The 16,231-nt window shown below is 71.7% G+C and carries 14 protein-coding genes; 8 read left to right on the top strand and 6 right to left on the bottom strand.

The window, feature by feature from the left end; translation table 11 throughout:
- Positions 1 to 69: 69 nt before the first annotated feature.
- From DFR41_RS19910 to DFR41_RS19900, 3 genes are all read right to left on the bottom strand, one after another.
- Positions 70 to 846 (bottom strand): enoyl-CoA hydratase/isomerase family protein, encoded by a 777-nt coding sequence (locus tag DFR41_RS19910; protein ID WP_114804138.1) that lies wholly within the window; start codon positions 844 to 846, stop codon positions 70 to 72.
- 11 nt (positions 847 to 857) lie between these two features.
- Positions 858 to 1,847 carry a Bug family tripartite tricarboxylate transporter substrate binding protein gene (locus DFR41_RS19905; protein ID WP_114804028.1) on the bottom strand — a complete coding sequence of 330 codons (990 nt, stop codon included), beginning with the start codon at positions 1,845 to 1,847 and terminating at the stop codon, positions 858 to 860.
- Between the two features lie 83 nt (positions 1,848 to 1,930).
- Positions 1,931 to 3,403, bottom strand: coding sequence for a malonyl-CoA decarboxylase (locus DFR41_RS19900; protein WP_114804027.1), 1,473 nt, complete (start codon positions 3,401 to 3,403; stop codon positions 1,931 to 1,933).
- 101 nt (positions 3,404 to 3,504) lie between these two features.
- Between DFR41_RS19900 and mprF the strand changes: the two genes are divergently transcribed.
- The 5 genes from mprF to DFR41_RS19875 all read left to right on the top strand — a co-directional run bounded on the left by mprF (position 3,505) and on the right by DFR41_RS19875 (position 11,259).
- Positions 3,505 to 6,120: a bifunctional lysylphosphatidylglycerol flippase/synthetase MprF gene (mprF, locus tag DFR41_RS19895; RefSeq protein WP_231394164.1), complete on the top strand. Its 2,616-nt coding sequence runs from the start codon at positions 3,505 to 3,507 to the stop codon at positions 6,118 to 6,120.
- Positions 6,121 to 6,151: 31 nt separating this feature from the next.
- Positions 6,152 to 7,645: a virulence factor family protein gene (locus tag DFR41_RS19890; RefSeq protein WP_114804026.1), complete on the top strand. Its 1,494-nt coding sequence runs from the start codon at positions 6,152 to 6,154 to the stop codon at positions 7,643 to 7,645.
- A 160-nt stretch (positions 7,646 to 7,805) separates the two neighbouring features.
- Positions 7,806 to 8,768: a pseudouridine synthase gene (locus tag DFR41_RS19885; RefSeq protein ID WP_114804025.1), complete on the top strand. Its 963-nt coding sequence runs from the start codon at positions 7,806 to 7,808 to the stop codon at positions 8,766 to 8,768.
- A gap of 179 nt (positions 8,769 to 8,947) precedes the next feature.
- The gene (locus DFR41_RS19880; RefSeq protein WP_114804024.1) at positions 8,948 to 9,985 is read left to right on the top strand and encodes a GlxA family transcriptional regulator; all 1,038 of its coding nucleotides are present in this window, start codon (positions 8,948 to 8,950) and stop codon (positions 9,983 to 9,985) included.
- Between the two features lie 89 nt (positions 9,986 to 10,074).
- Positions 10,075 to 11,259: an MFS transporter gene (locus DFR41_RS19875; RefSeq protein ID WP_114804023.1), complete on the top strand. Its 1,185-nt coding sequence runs from the start codon at positions 10,075 to 10,077 to the stop codon at positions 11,257 to 11,259.
- Between the two features lie 6 nt (positions 11,260 to 11,265).
- Here the strand turns inward: DFR41_RS19875 and lgt are convergent, their stop codons facing one another.
- A complete protein-coding gene (gene lgt / locus DFR41_RS19870; protein ID WP_114804137.1) occupies positions 11,266 to 12,087 on the bottom strand; it encodes a prolipoprotein diacylglyceryl transferase in 822 nt (273 codons plus the stop codon).
- A gap of 179 nt (positions 12,088 to 12,266) precedes the next feature.
- On the opposite strand from lgt, the gene bfr reads away from it, so the two are divergent.
- Positions 12,267 to 12,761 (top strand): bacterioferritin, encoded by a 495-nt coding sequence (gene bfr / locus DFR41_RS19865; protein WP_017758623.1) that lies wholly within the window; start codon positions 12,267 to 12,269, stop codon positions 12,759 to 12,761.
- Here bfr and DFR41_RS19860 read toward each other — a convergent pair whose 3' ends face one another.
- Positions 12,762 to 13,709, bottom strand: coding sequence for a LysR family transcriptional regulator (locus DFR41_RS19860; protein WP_114804022.1), 948 nt, complete (start codon positions 13,707 to 13,709; stop codon positions 12,762 to 12,764).
- A gap of 97 nt (positions 13,710 to 13,806) precedes the next feature.
- On the opposite strand from DFR41_RS19860, the gene ilvD reads away from it, so the two are divergent.
- Positions 13,807 to 15,498 carry a dihydroxy-acid dehydratase gene (gene ilvD / locus DFR41_RS19855; protein WP_114804021.1) on the top strand — a complete coding sequence of 564 codons (1,692 nt, stop codon included), beginning with the start codon at positions 13,807 to 13,809 and terminating at the stop codon, positions 15,496 to 15,498.
- Between the two features lie 3 nt (positions 15,499 to 15,501).
- Here ilvD and DFR41_RS19850 read toward each other — a convergent pair whose 3' ends face one another.
- Positions 15,502 to 15,762 (bottom strand): TIGR04438 family Trp-rich protein, encoded by a 261-nt coding sequence (locus DFR41_RS19850; RefSeq protein WP_114804020.1) that lies wholly within the window; start codon positions 15,760 to 15,762, stop codon positions 15,502 to 15,504.
- A gap of 100 nt (positions 15,763 to 15,862) precedes the next feature.
- Between DFR41_RS19850 and DFR41_RS19845 the strand changes: the two genes are divergently transcribed.
- Entirely contained in the window at positions 15,863 to 16,168 is a 306-nt protein-coding gene (locus tag DFR41_RS19845; protein ID WP_244917819.1) for a c-type cytochrome, read from the top strand.
- Positions 16,169 to 16,231: the final 63 nt, after the last annotated feature.

The raw sequence follows: 16,231 nt of genomic DNA, 5'->3' as shown, positions 1-16,231 counted from the left end.
GAAGAGGGGAAGGCGAAGGAGCGGTTGGATGGGGAGGGGTTCTTGGACAGGGGCCGAGTATTCACGGATTCAGCCGAAGCGGGGCGGCCTTTTGGCGAGAAAGGCATCGATGCCTTCGCGGTGCTCGGCCGAGTCGGCATAGTCGTAGGCGCCGGCCAGCAGCTGCTTCATCTCGCCCGCGGCCAGGGCGCGGAAGGTGGCCTTGTGCAGCCGAGCGGCCTGCGGCGCCAGGGCAGCGATGCGCTGCGCATGGCGCCAGGCGGCGTCGGGCACCTCGGCATCGGGCAGCACGTCGAGCAGAAAGCCCGCCGTCAGCAGCCGTTGCGCCGGATGCAGGCCGGCGGCCAGCAGCATGTCGCGCGCCAGCGCATCGCCGATCTGGCTGCGCACCAGCGCGGCCTCGCGCGGCGCCATCGGAAAGCCCAGCTTCGCGATGGGCGCGCCGAAGCGGGCCGAGGCGCCCGCCAGGCGGATGTCGCAGCAGCTGGCGATCTCCAGCCCGGCCCCCATGCAGGCGCCCTCGATCTGCGCGACCAGCGGCACCGGGCAAGCCAGCAGCGCCGCCAGGGCGCCCCAGACCTCCTCCTCGTGGAAGTGCCGCAGGCTCGCCACGTCGTAGCGGAAGGCCGGGTATTCGGAGATGTCGCCGCCGGCGCAGAAGGCACCGCCCTCCCCGCGCACAACCACGCAGCGAAGGCTGGCGTCGGTCGCCAGCCCCTCGGCAGCGGCCCGCAGGCCGTGCCACATGCCGCGCGTCATGGCGTTGAGCCGGCCGGGATTGCGCAGCGTCAGGGTGGCGATGGCGCCTTCGCGCGCCAGGTCGATGGCATCGTTCTTGTCGCTCATGGAGGCCAAATCTATTCGAGTTTGGCCCCCGAGGCCTTGACCACCGCCGCCCAGCGCTTGACCTCGGCCGAGACGAACTGGCCATAGGCCGGGCCGGTCAGGCTGGGAATCTCCGAGCCGTTGTTGGCCCAGATGGTCTTGAGCTCGTCGGCGGCCAGCGTGCGGCGCATGTCCTCCGTGATGCGCGCCGCCAGCTCGGGCGGCGTGCCCTTGGGCGCCCACAGGCCGTACCAGGTGGTGACGGTGTAGTCGGGCAGGCCCGACTCGCTGGCGCTCGGCACGTCGGGAAAGGCGGCGTTGCGCTGCGCGCCCGAGACCATCAGCGCCTTGATGCGCCCGGCCTTGATGTGCTGGGCCGACGAGCCCAGGCCGTCGAAGCCGCAGTCCACGTTGCCGGCGATCAGGTCCTGCAGCATGGGGCCGGCGCCGCGGTAGGGGATGTGCGTGATGAAGGTGCCCGTCTGCAGCTTGAAGAGCTCGCCCGCCAGGTGGTGCGAGGTGCCCGCCCCGGCCGAGGCGTAGTTGAGCTTGCCGGGGTTCTGCTTGGCATAGGCGATGAATTCCTTGATGCCTGGCTGGGTGACGCGCCGCGGGTTGACGACGACCACCTGCGGCACATTGGCCAGCAACATCAGCGGCACGAAATCACGCTCGATGTCGTAGTCCAGCTTCGGGTAGATGGCCGGCGCGATGGCATGGTGCACCGCGCCCATGAACAGCGTGTGCCCATCGGGCGCGCCCTTGGCCGCGATGCTGGCGCCCACGGTGCCGCCCGCGCCGCCGCGGTTGTCGATCACCAGCGTGTGGCCGGTCGTCTTGGTGAACTGCGCCGCCAGCGGCCGGGCGAAGGCGTCGGTGCCGCCGCCGGCCGGAAAGGGCACGACCAGCGTCACGGGCCGGCTGGGCCAGGAAGTCTGGGCGCGCACACCGGCGCAGGCCGCGGCGGCACCGGCCGCGGCCAGGCGCAGCACGCTGCGCCGATGGATCGGTTGGGGGGTCATGGCTTGTCTCCGTCTCTCGTCTTGGATGCGCCGGGGCCGGCGGCGCTTGTGGGATGGAATCGGCCCGGGGATTCAGCAGGGGCTCAGAGCAGCAGCCCCTCGATGTCGCCCGACACCGGCACCTTGCCGTCTGCGAGCAGGGCGCGGTGCTTGTCCAGGCGCTTGAGGTCGTACAGGTAGTTGACCATCAGCCCCCAGGACTGCTTGACGCCCTTGGGCGACAGGTCGGCCGCCCAGTTGAGCCGCTCGACGCGCGCGCCGTTGCCAAGGTGGAAGCGTGCCACCGGGTCCGCCGGCTTGCCATCCTGGCCGACCCGCCCCAGGTACTCGGCCGCCAGGTGCAGCAGCGTCTGCCGCAGCGGGGAGCGCTCGCCCAGCGAAGGCGCATCGTCCAGCGCCGCCAGCAGCCGGTCGGCCGTGGGCGGCAGGCTGCCCAGATGCCGGCCCAGCGCCTGGGCCTGCTTGTCGGGCAGTCGCGGCAGCAGGGCCGCGGCCTGGCCGCCCAGCCACTGGCGCAGCCCGGGAATGGGCGAAAGCGTCGCGAAGTTCTTGAGCTTGGGGAATTCCTCGCGCAGCGTCTCCACCACCCGCTTGATCAGCGAATCACCGAAGCTCACGCCCCGCAGCCCGGTCTGGGTGTTGCTGATCGAATAGAAGATCGCGGTCGAGGCCTTGTGCGCCGGGGTGGCGGTGGCCGCCTCGTCCAGCAAGGGTGCAATGGCATCGCTGATGGCGTCGGTCAGCGCCACCTCCACGAAGATCAGCGGCACGCCCGGCAGCCGAGGGTGGAAGAAGCCGTAGCAGCGACGGTCGGTGTCGTCCAGCCGGTTCTTGACGTCCGACCAGCTCTTGATGTCGTGCACCGCCTCGTACTCGATCAGCTTCTCGATCAGCGAGGCCGGCGAATCCCAGCTGATGCGCTTGAGGTCGAGGAAGGCGACGTCGAACCAGGTCGAGAACAGCTGCTCCAGCTCGGCGTCCAGCGCGGCCAGGCGCCGGTCCTTGCGCACCACCGGCAGCAGCTCGGCCCGCAGCCCGACCAGGAAGCGCAGCCCCTCTTCCGGAATCGCGAAGCGCTGCAGCAGGCGGGCGCGGGGCGAGGCCGAGGCGCGACGCAGCCTGGCCTCGGCCTGCGCCTGCTCGGGCGAGCCGGGCTCGGTGGCCTCGTACTGCTCGCGCGCGGTGCGCAGTTTGGCGGCATCGGGGGCGAAGCATTCGGCCATCAGCAGCCAGACATCGCGGCGCTCGTCGGCCGTCAGTGCCTCGTAGGCCGTCAAGACCGCGTGGGCGCGGCGGCCGGCCTCGACCTCGCTGGTGCGGCTGTCGGTCACGCCCTGGAGGTCTTCGAGCATGCGACGCAGCGCGCGGGGCGGCAGCGCCTCGCCATGGCGGCGCAGCGTGGCGGCCATGCGCTCCGTCAGGGTGCGGGGCGGGCGGTTATCGCCGGCCGGGGTCGGGGTCACTGCCGGCTTGGCGGCGGTCGAGCCCCCCGCCGACGCGCCGGGGCGCAGCAGCGAGACACCCTTGGACAGCCAGTCTGGGGGAGTTTTGGTCATGGAATCGACAAAATTTCGGGGCCGGGCCAACGCATGGGCCAGGGCCTGCGTTGTGGCTTGAGGCCGACGGCGCATGCCGCCTGGCACCCTGTTTGTACACCGTGACCGAGCTTTCCCATTCCTCCCCCGACCATGCGCCACCCGCGACGAGCCCTGTTCCTACAGAGGCCGTCGCCCTCGGCTGGCAGCGACTCAAACCCTGGCTGATCGCCGCAGCCGCCCTGCTCCTGTGCCTGCTGCTCGCCGCCGCGCTGCACGGCCTGGCCGGCGAGGTGCGCTACGACGACGTGATGAAGGCCATCGCGGGCACGCACGAGCTGGACATCGTGCTGGCGCTGATGGCCACCGCCGCCAGCTACCTCATCCTGTCGGGCTACGACTTCTCGGCCCTGGCCTATGCCCATGCCCGGGTGAACCGGGGCACGGTGCTGCTGACCTCTTTCACGGCCTATGCGCTGTCCAACACCATCGGCCTGGGCCCGCTGACGGGCGGGGCGGTACGCACCCGGCTGTACACGGCGGCCGGGCTCAAGGCGCACCAGGTGGCGCAGGTGGTGGTGTTCAACGCCGCGGCCTTCGGCCTGGGCATCACCGCCTTCGGCGCGGTGGCGCTGCTGTGGGGCGCGCCCGAGGTGGCGGGGCTGGTCGGCCTGCCGCCAGAACTGCTCCAGTTGGGCTCGGGCCTGCTGCTGGTGGGCGTGGGCGTGTTCCTGGCGCTGTGCCGGCGCCAGCGCAACCTGCAGATCGCCGGGCGCTGGCGGCTGCGGCTGCCGCCGGCGGGCCTGGCGGTGCGGCAGCTGGTCATCTCGGCCTTCGAGCTGACGGCCTCGGCGGCGGCCCTCTGGTTCCTCCTGCCGGGCGAGCGCATCGACCTGCCGGCCTTCACCGCCTTCTATGCCATCGCCATCGTGGCCGGCATCATCAGCCACGTGCCCGGCGGCGTGGGCGTGTTCGAGGCGGTGATGCTGATGGCCACCCGCAACGACGTGCCGGCCGACTCGATGCTAGCCGCGCTGGTGCTCTACCGCGGCATCTACTACATCGTGCCGCTGGTGGCGGCCACCGCCCTGGTGCTGGGCTGGGAACTCAAGAGCGGCGTGGGCACGCCCATCGCGCGGGCGGCCACGCGGCTGAGCCCGCGGCTGCTCGCGGCGCTGACGCTGGTGGCGGGGCTGTGGCTCATCGCTTCGGGCGTGACGCCCTTCACCGAGGACGCGCGCGAGATGCTGGCCACGCTCAATGTGCCGCTGCCGCTGGTGGAGGCCTCGCACTTCCTGGGCAGCGTGGCCGGGCTGGGCCTGCTGCTGGTGGCGCGGGGACTGTTCCACCGGCTCGATGCCGCGTGGTGGGCCGCGCTGGTGCTCGCCGTCGTTTCGGCGGTGCTGGCCCTGCCCAAGGGCATCGCGCTGCACGAGGCCGGCCTGCTGGCCACGCTGGCGGTGCTGCTGGTCGTCTCGCGCAAGCAGTTCGACCGCCGCTCCTCCCTGCTGTCGATGCGGCTGGAGCCCGGCTGGCTGATCGGTCTGGGCGCGGTGCTGGCGGGCTCGCTGTGGCTGCTCTTTTTCGCCTACCAGGAAGTGGCCTACACCCACCGCCTGTGGTGGCAGTTCGAGCTGGACGCGCAGGCGCCGCGCTCGCTGCGCGCGCTGCTGGGCGTGGCGCTGGCCGGCATGGCCTATGGCCTGTGGCAGCTGCTGCGCCCGCCCGTGGGCCAGGCGGCGGCACCCACCACGGAGGACCTGGACCGCGCCGCCGCCATCGTGGCCGCCAATCCGCGCGCCGACGCCTGCTTCGCGCTCACCGGCGACAAGCATCTGCTGTTCTCGCCCTCGGGTCGCAGCTTCCTGATGTACGGCAAGCAGAACCGCTCCTGGATCGCGCTGTACGGCCCGGCCGGCGACAAGGCCGAATGGGCCGAGCTGGCCTGGCGCTTCGTCGAGATGGCCCGCACCCACGGCGGGCGGCCGGCCTTCTACCAGGTGCGCCCGGCCAGCCTGCCGCTGTACCTGGACTGCGGCCTGCAGGCCTTCAAGCTGGGCGAGCATGCGCACATCGAGCTGCCCGGGTTCGACCTCAAGGGCGCCAAGCGCGCCAACCTTCGCTCGGGCATGAACCGCGGCGAGCGCGAGGGCCTGGTGTTCGAGGTGATCGAGGGCGAGGCGCTGGAAGCGGCCCTGCCCGAGTTGCGCGCCGTGTCGGACGCCTGGCTTTCGCGCCAGAAGACGCGCGAGAAGGGCTTCTCGGTCGGCCGCTTCGACGAGGACTACCTACGCCGCCTGCCGGTGGCCGTGGCCCGGCGCGAGGGCCGCATCCTGGCCTTCGCCAACCTGCTGGTCACCGCGCCGGCCGAAGAGGCCGCCGTCGACCTGATGCGCCACCTGCCCGATGCGCCGCCCGGCACCATGGACTTCCTGTTCGCCAAGGTGCTGCTGCACCTGAAGGACCGCGGCTTCCAGCGCTTTGCGCTGGGCATGGCGCCCATGGCCGGCATGGCCGAGCGCCGCCATGCGCCGCGCTGGCAGCGGCTGGGCCGTCTGCTCTACGAGCATGGCGAGCGCTTCTACAACTTCCGCGGGCTGCGCAGCTTCAAGGACAAGTTCGAGCCCGTCTGGGAGCCCCGCTACCTGGCCGCGCCCGGCGGCGTGGCACCGCTGTGGGTGCTGCTGGACTTGGCCGCGCTGATCGGCGGCGGCACCAAGGGCGTGATCGGCAAGTGACGCCGCGCTGCCCGCTTTCGACTTCCCTCGCATGACATTGCCGACCTCCTTTTTGCGCCGCACCCTGGTGGCCGGCGCCTCGGGCCTGTTGCTGGCCTGCGCCGCCATCGCCCAGCCCGCCGCCCCCGTGGCCGGCGCGGCCGCCCTGCCCCAGCCGGCCAAGCGCATCACGCGCGAGATCTTCAAGGACGTGCCTCTGTACCGCCCCGCCGGTGCCGTGCAGCAGTTCGTGGTGCTGCTGACCGGCAGCGACGCGCCCACTGCGCGCGACCTGCGCCTGGTACAGGCCATGACCGCCCAGGGCGCCATGGTCATCGCCGTGCCCGGCCTGGGCTTCTACCGCAGCCTCGCGGCGGTCAGCCAGCAGTGCGTGCACGGCCCCGGCGCGCTGGAGAACTTCGCGCGCTTCGTGCAGGCCGGCGAGAAGCTGCCCACGTACATCGAGCCGATCCTGGTCGGCACCGGCCAGGCCGGTGCGCTGGCCTACGGCCTGCTCGCGCAGTCGCCCGCCGACACCTACACCGGCGCGCTGTCGCTGGACTTCTGCCCGCGAGTGGCCCTGCCGCTGCCGATGTGCGGCGACGAGAACTTCCGGAGCCGGCCCGTCGCTGGCGAATCCGCGCAGCTCGGCCGGCCTGTGCAGACGCTGCGGCCGCTGGAGCCCGCCTTCGACCTGCAACCCGCCAAGCGCCTGGCCGGCGCCTGGACGGCCATGGGCGCCGCCCCGCATGCGGCAGCCTGCGCTGCGGGCCCGCAGGCGCCCGCCGCGTTCACCGCCCAGGTGCCCAACGCCCGCTGGGTCGCGCCCGCCGCAGCCAATTCGGCCGACGCGCCACCGCCCGGCTTCGACGCCGCCTTCGCGCAGTTGGCCGCGAAGCGCGCCGGCCTCGCCCTGCCGCCCAGCCAGCTGTCGGACCTGCCCGTGACCGAGGTGCCGGTGCAGGGCGCCGGCAAGCGCTTCGCCGTGCTGGTGTCGGGCGACGGCGGCTGGGCCAGCATCGACAAGCGCCTGGCCGCCGCCCTGGCGAAGGACGGCATTCCCGTCGCCGGCCTGGATTCGCTGCGCTACTTCTGGACCCGCCGTACGCCCGAGGGTGTGGCCGCCGACCTGGACCGGCTGATCCGCTACTACGCCGCCCGCTGGGGCCGCAGCGAGGTGCTGCTGCTGGGCTACTCGCAGGGCGCCGACGTGCTGCCCTTCGCCTACAACCGCCTGCCCGAGCGCACCCGCGCCAGCGTCAAGCTGCTGGGCCTGCTGGGCCCTGGCGAGAAGGCGGCCTTCGAATTCCATGTGAGCAACTGGATCGGCAAGTCCGGCGACCAGCCCATCGCGCCCGAGGCGAAGCGCCTGCCGGCAGGCCTCACGCTGTGCGTGTACGGCACCGAGGAGAAGGCCGACTCGCTCTGCCCTCGACTGGACGCGACTCAGGCGAAGGTGCTGCCCATGCCAGGCGGCCATCACCTGGGCGAGAACTACGAGGATCTTGCGGCCAAGGTGCTGCAGGCCGCGCCGCCGGCGCGCTGAGGGCGGGCGGCCGACCTGCGGCGAGGCGACCGCGCGCCACACGTCGTGTGCGCCGGCAGCCGACACCTCGATATTTCCAGGCGCAGGCGCCGCGAACGCGTTTCAGCCGCGCGGGGCCGTTTCCTTGGGCTGGCCTGCCCCATCACGACAATCTCCGCCCATGTCCGACCGCCCCGCCCGCAAATCCGGCAGCGCCCGCCGAGCCGCCCAGCCCCGCCCGCTGCCGGTGGACGGCGGCCTGGGCCCGAGCTGCGTGGCGCTGCCGCCCGGCGGCTGGGCGACGGTGCTGGACTTCCTGGCCGAACGCTTTCCGATGGTGACGCGTGCCGACTGGCAGGCCCGCATGGCCGCCGGCCGCGTGGTGGCGGGCGACGGCAGCCCGCTTGCTGCACACACGGCCTACCGCAAGGACCTGCGTGTCTGGTACTACCGCGAATGGGCCGAGGAGGCGCCCGTGCCCTTCCAGGAGACGGTGCTCTTCCAGGACGAGCAACTGGTGGTGGCCGACAAGCCGCACTTCCTGCCCGTGATGCCCAGCGGCCGCCATGTGCGCGAGACGCTGCTGGTGCGCCTGAAGCAGCGCCTGGGCCTGGACACGCTGGTGCCCATCCACCGCATCGACCGCGAGACCGCCGGGCTGGTGGTCTTCAGCGTGCAGCCGGCCACGCGGGGCGCCTATCAGCGGCTGTTCGCCGAACGGGCGGTGCGCAAGCAGTACGAGGCCATCGTTCACTGGCCGCCCCCGGCGCCGCTGCCGGCGGTCTACCGCAGCCGGCTGGCCGACGTCTTCATGCGCAGCGAGACGGTGGCCGGCGAGCCCAACGCCGAGACCGCCATCGCCCTGCGCGAGCTGCGCGGCGACGTCGCCCTGCTCGACCTGGCGCCGCACACCGGCCGCAAGCACCAGCTGCGCGCGCACTGCGAGGCGCTGGGCATGCCGATCGTGGGCGACGGCATCTATCCGGTGCTGCGGCCGGAAGGGGCGGACGACTGGCAGAACCCGCTGCGGCTGCTGGCGCGCGGTATCGCCTTCGATGATCCAGTGACGCGGGAGGCACGGGTGTTCCGAAGTACGTTGTCGCTGGCGTGGCCGGACGGCCGTTCGGCAGGCGGCCCGCTCTAGGACGGCCTGCTGCTCGGCCCCCGCGGGTCGGCTCCCTCTCCTGCGAGGGGCTCACGACAATGTCCGCCCCAGCACGTTGGCGGCCTCCGTGGCTGCACGCGCGGACACGCCAGAAAGTGGCTAGATTTGTGGGCTCATTGTCCTTGCGGCCACGCGCGCGGGGGCCCAGACTCCCCGCCATGCCCGCCGCCGCCCCACCCCGCACCATCGCCTGCCTGCTTTACGCCGACTGCATGAGCCTGGACGTCACCGGCCCGATGCAGGTCTTCGCCACGGCCAACGACGTGGCGCAGCACGGCCACCGCCGGCGGGCGCCCTACCGGCTGCAGCTGCTCGCTGAGACGCCCGCGCCGGTCGCGACCTCGGCCGGCATTCGCCTGATGCCGGATGAGGCCTGGTCCGCATCGGCGCTCGACACCGTCGACACCCTGCTCGTCCCCGGCGGCGACGGCGTGATCGCCCAACGCGACAACATGGCGCTGCTGGACCTGCTGCGCCGCGCAGAGCCGCTGGTGCGGCGCCTGGGCTCCGTGTGCTCCGGCGCCCTGCTGCTGGCCGAGGCGGGCCTGCTCGACGGCCGGCGCGCCACCTCGCACTGGTCGCGGCTGGACCAGCTGCGAGAGCGGCATCCAGACGTGCAGGTGGAGCCCGACTGCCTGCACACCTTCGACCCCGGCAGCGCCCAGGACGGCCATGTCTTCACCTCGGCCGGCGTCACGGCGGGCATCGACCTTGCGCTGGCCCTGGTGGAGGCCGACCTGGGCCGGCCGATGGCGTTGGCCGTGGCGCGGCAACTGGTGATGTTCCTGCGCCGGCCGGGCGGGCAGGCGCAGTTCAGCGCCCTGCTCGCGCCCGAGCCGCGCCGCACGCCCCGGCTGGCTGCGCTGCTCGACTGGCTGCCGGGCCAGCTCGGCGCCGACCTGTCGCTGGAGCGTCTGGCCGCCCAGGCCTGCCTGCCGCCGCGCACGCTCACCCGCGCCTTCCAGAAGGAGCTGGGCACCTCGCCCGCCCGCTACATCGAGCGCCTGCGGGTGGAAACGGCCAGCGCCCTGATGGCCCAGGGCCAGGCCTCAGTGGCCACCGTCGCCCGGCTGTGCGGCTTCGGCCATCCGGAGAACCTGCGACGCAGCTTCCACAAGCACTACGGCGTGGGGCCGCAGGCCTGGGCGGAGCGCTTTGGCGGCGTCGCCGTCGACACGGTGCAGTCCAGCACCTGACCAGCATGCGCGTCTGCCGGCTGTTGCCAAGACCCGCGCCATCCCGCCTTCCCAACCCACCGCCCACCGCCCACCGCCCACCGCCCCCCATGTTCGCCCTGCTTCGCACCCACGCCAGCCTGCGCCTGCTCTTCCTCGGCCAGGCGCTCTACTGGTCCTGCTCCATCATCGGCATCGCCCTGACCGCGCTGGTCGGCGCCCGGCTGGCGCCGCTGCCCTGGCTGGCGACGCTGCCGCTGGCGCTGCTGGTGGCCGGCAACCTGGTCGCCGTGCGGCCCCTGGCGGCGGCCATGCAGCGCCACGGCCGGCGGCGGGTGCTGGTGGCCGGTGCGCTGGTCGGCGTGGCGGGCGGCCTCACGGCCTGCCTCGCCATCATGGCGGACAGCTTCGCGCTCTTCGGCCTGGGCATTGCGGGCGTGGGCGTGTACCAGGCTTCGTCGGCCTATTACCGCTATGTGGCGCTGGAGGCCGTCGAGGCCCAATGGCGCGGCCGGGCCGCCGCCTGTGTGCTGGCCGGTGGCGTGTGCGCGGCCCTGTTCGCACCGTCGCTGGCGCTCGCGGCGCGGCAGTGGCTGATCACGCCCTTTGCCGGCGCCTACCTGGCCATCGCCGGCCTGGCCGCCGTCGCCGCCCTGCTGCTGACCCGCTTGCCGGAAGGCGCAGCGGCCACCCCCGCGGCCGGCCAGGCGTCCGCCACCCGCTGGCGCACGCTGCTGGCCCGCCCCGCACTGCGCGCCGCCATCGTCATGACCGGCGTGGGCCACGGGCTGATGATCCTGGTGATGAACGCCACGCCGCTGGCCATGGCCGACTGCGGCTTCGCCGTCGAATCGTCGGCGCGGGTGATCCAGTGGCATGTGCTGGGCATGTTCCTGCCCGCCTTCTTTGCCGGGGGCCTGGTGGACCGGCATGGCAGCCGACGCGTGGCCGCCGCAGGCATCGCCGTGCTGGTGGCCAGTGCGGCGCTGGCCCTGTCGGGCGTGGCGCTGGCGCAGTTCGTGGCCAGCTCGCTGCTGCTGGGCATCGGCTGGAGCCTGATGATCGTGGCCGGCACCACGCTGCTGACCGAGGCGCATGCGCCGACCGAGCGGGCCGGCGCCCAATCGCTGATGGAATTCGCCAATGGCGGCACGGCGGCGGCGATGTCCTTTGCCTCGGGTGCGCTGCAGTCGGGCATCGGCTGGACGGCGATCAATGCCGCGATGCTGCCGATGCTGGCCGGGGCCGCCTGGCTGCTGTGGTCGACCCGGCCGGCGCTGCTTCGCTCGGCCTGAATCGGCTCAGGCGCGGGTCACGCGCGGCTGCTTGGGCGCCGTGGCGTACAGCACGATGCCGGCCAGGATCATGGGCACGCACAGCCACTGGCCCATGCTCATGTTCAGCGCCAGCAGGCCCAGGAAGTCGTCCGGCTCGCGGAAGTACTCCGCCACGAAGCGCATCACGCCATAGCCCATGAGGAAGACGGCCGAGACGCGTCGCTCCAGCCGCGGCTTGCGGGCATACAGCCACAGGATCACGAACAGCAGCAGCCCTTCGAGCAGGAACTGGTAGACCTGCGACGGGTGCCGCGACAGCATCGAGCCGCTCTGCGGAAACACCATGCCCCAGGGCAGGTCCGGCGACGCGAAGCGGCCCCACAGCTCGCCGTTGATGAAGTTGCCCACGCGGCCGGCGGCCAGGCCCGTCGGCACGCAGGGTGCCACGAAGTCCATCAGCTGCCAGAAGCGCCGCCCTCGCGCCCGCGCGAACCAGGCCATGGCGGCGATCACACCGATCAGCCCGCCGTGGAAGCTCATGCCGCCGCGCCAGACCATGAAGATCTCCAGCGGATTCGACAGGTAGTAGCCCGGCTTATAGAACAGGCAGTAGCCCAGCCGGCCACCCACGATCACGCCCAGCACGCCGAAGAAGAGGATGTCCTCCACGTCCTTGCGCGTCCAGGCCGCGCTGCCCGTCATCGAGGCGAAGGGCTCGTGCCGCAGCCGCCGCGTGCCCAGGAAGAAGAACAGGCCGAATGCCGCAAGGTAGGTCAGGCCGTACCAGTGCACGGCAAGGGGGCCGATCTGCAGGGCGACCGGGTCGATATGGGGGTACATCAGCATGGCGCGCATTGTGCCCGGCACCCCATGGCGAGGCGGTGACGCGCCGTTGCGAATGCGTCTGATCGGCTGCCGCATCCGCATGCAGAACGCCGCGTGGGGGGCATTGGCCGCGAGCGTTTCGCCAAAGCCAGGGCCGGGCGGATACTCGCGGCGTTTTTGTCTTCGAAGAATCACACACCATGCAGGGCAACCCCCAAGTCATCGACTACCTGAAGGACTTGCTGCGCGGCGAGCTCGCCGCCCGCGACCAGTACTTCATCCATTCCCGCAACTACGAAGACCAGGGGTTCGGGCGCCTGTACGAGCGCATCGACCACGAGATGCAGGAAGAGACCGAGCATGCCGACGCACTGATGCGCCGCATCCTGATGCTCGGCGGCAAGCCCGACATGAGCCCCAAGGCCTTCACCCCCGGCCTGACCGTCGAGGAAATGCTGCGCAAGGACCTCGACACCGAGTACGAGGTGCGCGACGCACTGCGCAAGGGCGCCGCCCTGTGCGAGAGCGTGGGCGACTACGTGAGCCGCGACATCCTGGTCTCGCAACTGCACGACACCGAGGAAGACCATGCCTACTGGCTGGAGAAGCAGCTGGGCCTGATCGCCAAGATCGGCCTGCCCAACTACCTGCAGTCGCAGATGGGCGAAGGCGACTCGTCCACCTCGGCCGGCTGATCAGCCCGCCTCGCCGGCCCCGGCCCGCGTCCGCAGGAAGCGGACGAAGCGCGCCAGGGCCGGTGGCTGCCGCTCCGCCAGCCACACCAGGCTGGTTTCGCAGGACGGCAGCACTGCCTTCTTTCCTCCCCGCTCCTTCAATTCCTCCGCCCGCCGGTACACCACGCCGGCGCGGCTGAAGGCTGTCACGCTGGCTGGTACCCAGGCCACGCCCAGACCACCGGAGACCAGGTTGACGATGGTCTGCATCTGGATCGCCTCCTGCGCCACGCGCGGACGGCGGCCATGGGCGGCGTAGAGCTGCATCACCGCGTCGTGCACGCCGGGCAGGATGCGGCGCGGGTACAGCACCAGCGGTTCGTCCATCACCTCGGCCAGCGCCGGTCGCACCTGATGCGCCAGCGCATGCGCGGCCGGCAGCGCCAGCACCAGCGGCTCCCGCGCCACCGCCAGCCGGGCCAGGCCGGCCGGCGCGACGCCGGGCGGATGCAGCAGCAGGCCGGCATCGATGTCGCCGCGCGCCAGGGATTCCAGCTGCACGTCGCCCGTCGCCTCCACCAGTTCCAGCGCCACCTGCGGGCTGTGCTCGCGGAAGTCGCGCACCCAGCCTGGCAGCCGGTCGAAGCCGATGGTGGAGACGAAAGCCAGACGCACCCGGCCGGCCTCGCCCGAGTCGGCCGCGCGCGCCCGGGCGGGCAACGACCGCGCCTGGGCCAGCAGGGCCCGCACCTCGGGCACCAGTGCCTCGCCCGCGGCCGTGAGCGCCACGCGTCGGCGCGTGCGGTCGAAGAGCTGCACGCCCAGCGTGCGCTCCAACTGGGCGATGGCCTGGGTGACGGGGGGCTGGGTCATGTGCAGCCGCTGCGCCGCGCGGCCGAAGTGCAGTTCCTCGGCCACGGCCAGGAACTGCCGCCAGGCGCGCAACTCGATCGGGGCCTCTTCCTTCATTCGGCCAGCATATCAATCCGCCCGCCAAATAGGATTGGAAGCAATCAGAGGCCGGGTCGAGAATCCCCGCCACCCACGAACCGCGGAGACACGCCCCATGGAAAGTAAGCCGATCAAGATCAACCGCCGCAGCGCCAACATCACCGAAGGCAAGAGCCGCGCGCCCAACCGCTCGATGTACTACGCCATCGGCTACGAGGCCGACGACTTCGCCAAGCCCATGGTCGGCGTGGCCAACGGCCACAGCACCATCACGCCCTGCAATGCCGGCCTGCAGAAGCTGGCCGACGCGGCCGTGGCCGGCATCGAGGAAGCCGGCGGCAACGCCCAGATCTTCGGCACGCCCACCATCTCCGACGGCATGGCCATGGGCACGGAGGGCATGAAGTACTCGCTGGTCAGCCGCGAGGTCATCAGCGACTGCATCGAGACCTGCGTGCAGGGCCAGTGGATGGACGGCGTGCTGGTGGTCGGCGGCTGCGACAAGAACATGCCCGGCGGCATGATGGGCATGCTGCGCGCCAACGTGCCGGCCATCTACGTCTATGGCGGCACCATCCTGCCGGGCCACTACAAGGGCCAGGACCTGAACATCGTCAGCGTCTTCGAGGCCGTGGGCCAGAACGCCGCCGGCAACCTGAGCGACGAGGACCTGCTGCAGATCGAGCGCCGCGCCATTCCCGGCACCGGCTCCTGCGGCGGCATGTACACCGCCAACACCATGAGCTCGTCCTTCGAGGCGCTGGGCATGAGCCTGCCCTATTCGTCGACCATGGCCAACCCGCACGACGAGACGCAGAACTCGGCCAAGGAATCGGCCAAGGTGCTGATCGAGGCCATCAAGCGCGACCTGAAACCGCGCGACATCGTCACCCGCAAGGCCATCGAGAACGCCGTGTCGGTGATCATGGCCACGGGCGGCTCGACCAACGCCGTGCTGCATTTCCTGGCCATCGCGCATGCAGCGGGCGTGGAATGGACCATCGACGACTTCGAGCGCATCCGCCAGCGCGTGCCGGTCATCTGCGACCTCAAGCCCAGCGGCCGCTGGCTGGCCGTCGACCTGCACCGGGCGGGCGGCATTCCGCAGGTCATGAAGCTGCTGCTCAACGCCGGCCTGCTGCATGGCGACTGCATCACCATCACCGGCAAGACCATCGCCGAGACGCTCAAGGACGTGCCCGATGTGCCGCCCAACCCCGAGGTGATCCGGCCCATCGACAACCCGCTGTATGCCCAGGGCCACCTGGCCATCCTGAAGGGCAACCTGAGCCCCGAGGGCGCCGTGGCCAAGATCACCGGCCTGAAGAACCCCGCCATCACCGGCCCGGCCCGCGTGTTCGACGACGAGCAGTCGGCGCTGCAGGCCATCCTGGCCGGCAAGATCCAGGCGGGCGACGTGATGGTGCTGCGCTACCTGGGCCCCAAGGGCGGCCCCGGCATGCCCGAGATGCTGGCGCCCACCGGCGCGCTGATCGGCGCCGGCCTGGGCGAGAGCGTGGGCCTGATCACCGACGGCCGCTTCTCCGGCGGCACCTGGGGCATGGTGGTGGGCCACGTGGCGCCGGAGGCCGCGGCCGGCGGCACCATCGCGCTGGTGCACGAGGGCGACTCGATCACCATCGACGCCAAGACGCTGAGCCTGGAACTGAACGTGCCGGAAGAAGAGATCGCCCGCCGCCGCGCGGCCTGGAAGGCGCCCGCCCCGCGCTACACCCGCGGCGTGCAGGCCAAGTTCGCCTTCAACGCGTCCAGCGCCAGCCTGGGCGCGGTGCTCGATCGGTTCTGAGACCTAGGGCTTGCGGCGCGCGGCGCCGCGGGCGCGCGTCGTGAGGCCCAGCGCATCGCGCTGGCGGTCGATGCGCGCCTGCTTGCGGGCGTCGTCCCGCTCCATCGCGCGCCGGGCGGTGTAGCCCGACCAGTCCGCGAAAGCCCACCAGACCATCGCGGCCGGAAAGGGCGACAGTACGATCCACCAGGAGAGGCCGGCGAAGAAGCCGACCTCGAAGTACTTCAAGCCGATTGCCACCAACCCCACGATCAACAGCCACATGTTCCGCTCCTCGTTCCAACAGCCCGCCGCGCGACGCACGAGCCACATTGCAAACGACTGTAACGCCGCCGGCGGGCCAGTGGTCGGCTCCGCGTTCGCGTTGCGCGCCGGCGCGATCGCCGCCCTGGCGCTGGCCGGCCTGCTGCCTGCGGCCAAGGCCGACCTGGCCCTGGCCACCAGCAAGGCCTGCATGGCCTGCCACACGGTGGACCGCAAGGTGATCGGCCCCGCCTTCAAGGACGTGGCCGCCCGCTACAAGGACCAGAAGGGCGCCGCGGACATGCTTGCCACCAAGATTCTCAAGGGCGGCGCGGGCGCCTGGGGGCCGGTGCCCATGCCGGCCAACACCCAGGTCAGCGAGGCCGATGCGAAGAAGCTGGCGGCCTGGGTGCTGACGCTGAAGTGACGGCTGCCCGAAGCCTCTCCAACCGTTCGCGCTGAGCTCGTCGAAGCGCCGGCCGATGTGCCC

It is taken from the genome of Pseudacidovorax intermedius, assembly GCF_003350475.1.
GTDB classification, from domain to species: Bacteria; Pseudomonadota; Gammaproteobacteria; order Burkholderiales; family Burkholderiaceae_C; genus Xenophilus; species Xenophilus intermedius.
Note: the sequence above shows the minus strand (reverse complement) of the source record. Positions and strands in the feature narration are given on the sequence as shown.

What these genes read in the sequence shown, in the direction of transcription:
- DFR41_RS19910 (WP_114804138.1), bottom strand. Translation starts at nt 846, where the DNA reads ATGAGCGACAAGAACGATGCCATCGACCTGGCGCGCGAAGGCGCCATC.
- DFR41_RS19905 (WP_114804028.1), bottom strand. Translation starts at nt 1,847, where the DNA reads ATGACCCCCCAACCGATCCATCGGCGCAGCGTGCTGCGCCTGGCCGCG.
- DFR41_RS19900 (WP_114804027.1), bottom strand. Translation starts at nt 3,403, where the DNA reads ATGACCAAAACTCCCCCAGACTGGCTGTCCAAGGGTGTCTCGCTGCTG.
- DFR41_RS19890 (WP_114804026.1), top strand. Translation starts at nt 6,152, where the DNA reads ATGACATTGCCGACCTCCTTTTTGCGCCGCACCCTGGTGGCCGGCGCC.
- DFR41_RS19885 (WP_114804025.1), top strand. Translation starts at nt 7,806, where the DNA reads ATGTCCGACCGCCCCGCCCGCAAATCCGGCAGCGCCCGCCGAGCCGCC.
- DFR41_RS19880 (WP_114804024.1), top strand. Translation starts at nt 8,948, where the DNA reads ATGCCCGCCGCCGCCCCACCCCGCACCATCGCCTGCCTGCTTTACGCC.
- DFR41_RS19875 (WP_114804023.1), top strand. Translation starts at nt 10,075, where the DNA reads ATGTTCGCCCTGCTTCGCACCCACGCCAGCCTGCGCCTGCTCTTCCTC.
- lgt (WP_114804137.1), bottom strand. Translation starts at nt 12,087, where the DNA reads ATGCTGATGTACCCCCATATCGACCCGGTCGCCCTGCAGATCGGCCCC.
- bfr (WP_017758623.1), top strand. Translation starts at nt 12,267, where the DNA reads ATGCAGGGCAACCCCCAAGTCATCGACTACCTGAAGGACTTGCTGCGC.
- DFR41_RS19860 (WP_114804022.1), bottom strand. Translation starts at nt 13,709, where the DNA reads ATGAAGGAAGAGGCCCCGATCGAGTTGCGCGCCTGGCGGCAGTTCCTG.
- ilvD (WP_114804021.1), top strand. Translation starts at nt 13,807, where the DNA reads ATGGAAAGTAAGCCGATCAAGATCAACCGCCGCAGCGCCAACATCACC.
- DFR41_RS19850 (WP_114804020.1), bottom strand. Translation starts at nt 15,762, where the DNA reads ATGTGGCTGTTGATCGTGGGGTTGGTGGCAATCGGCTTGAAGTACTTC.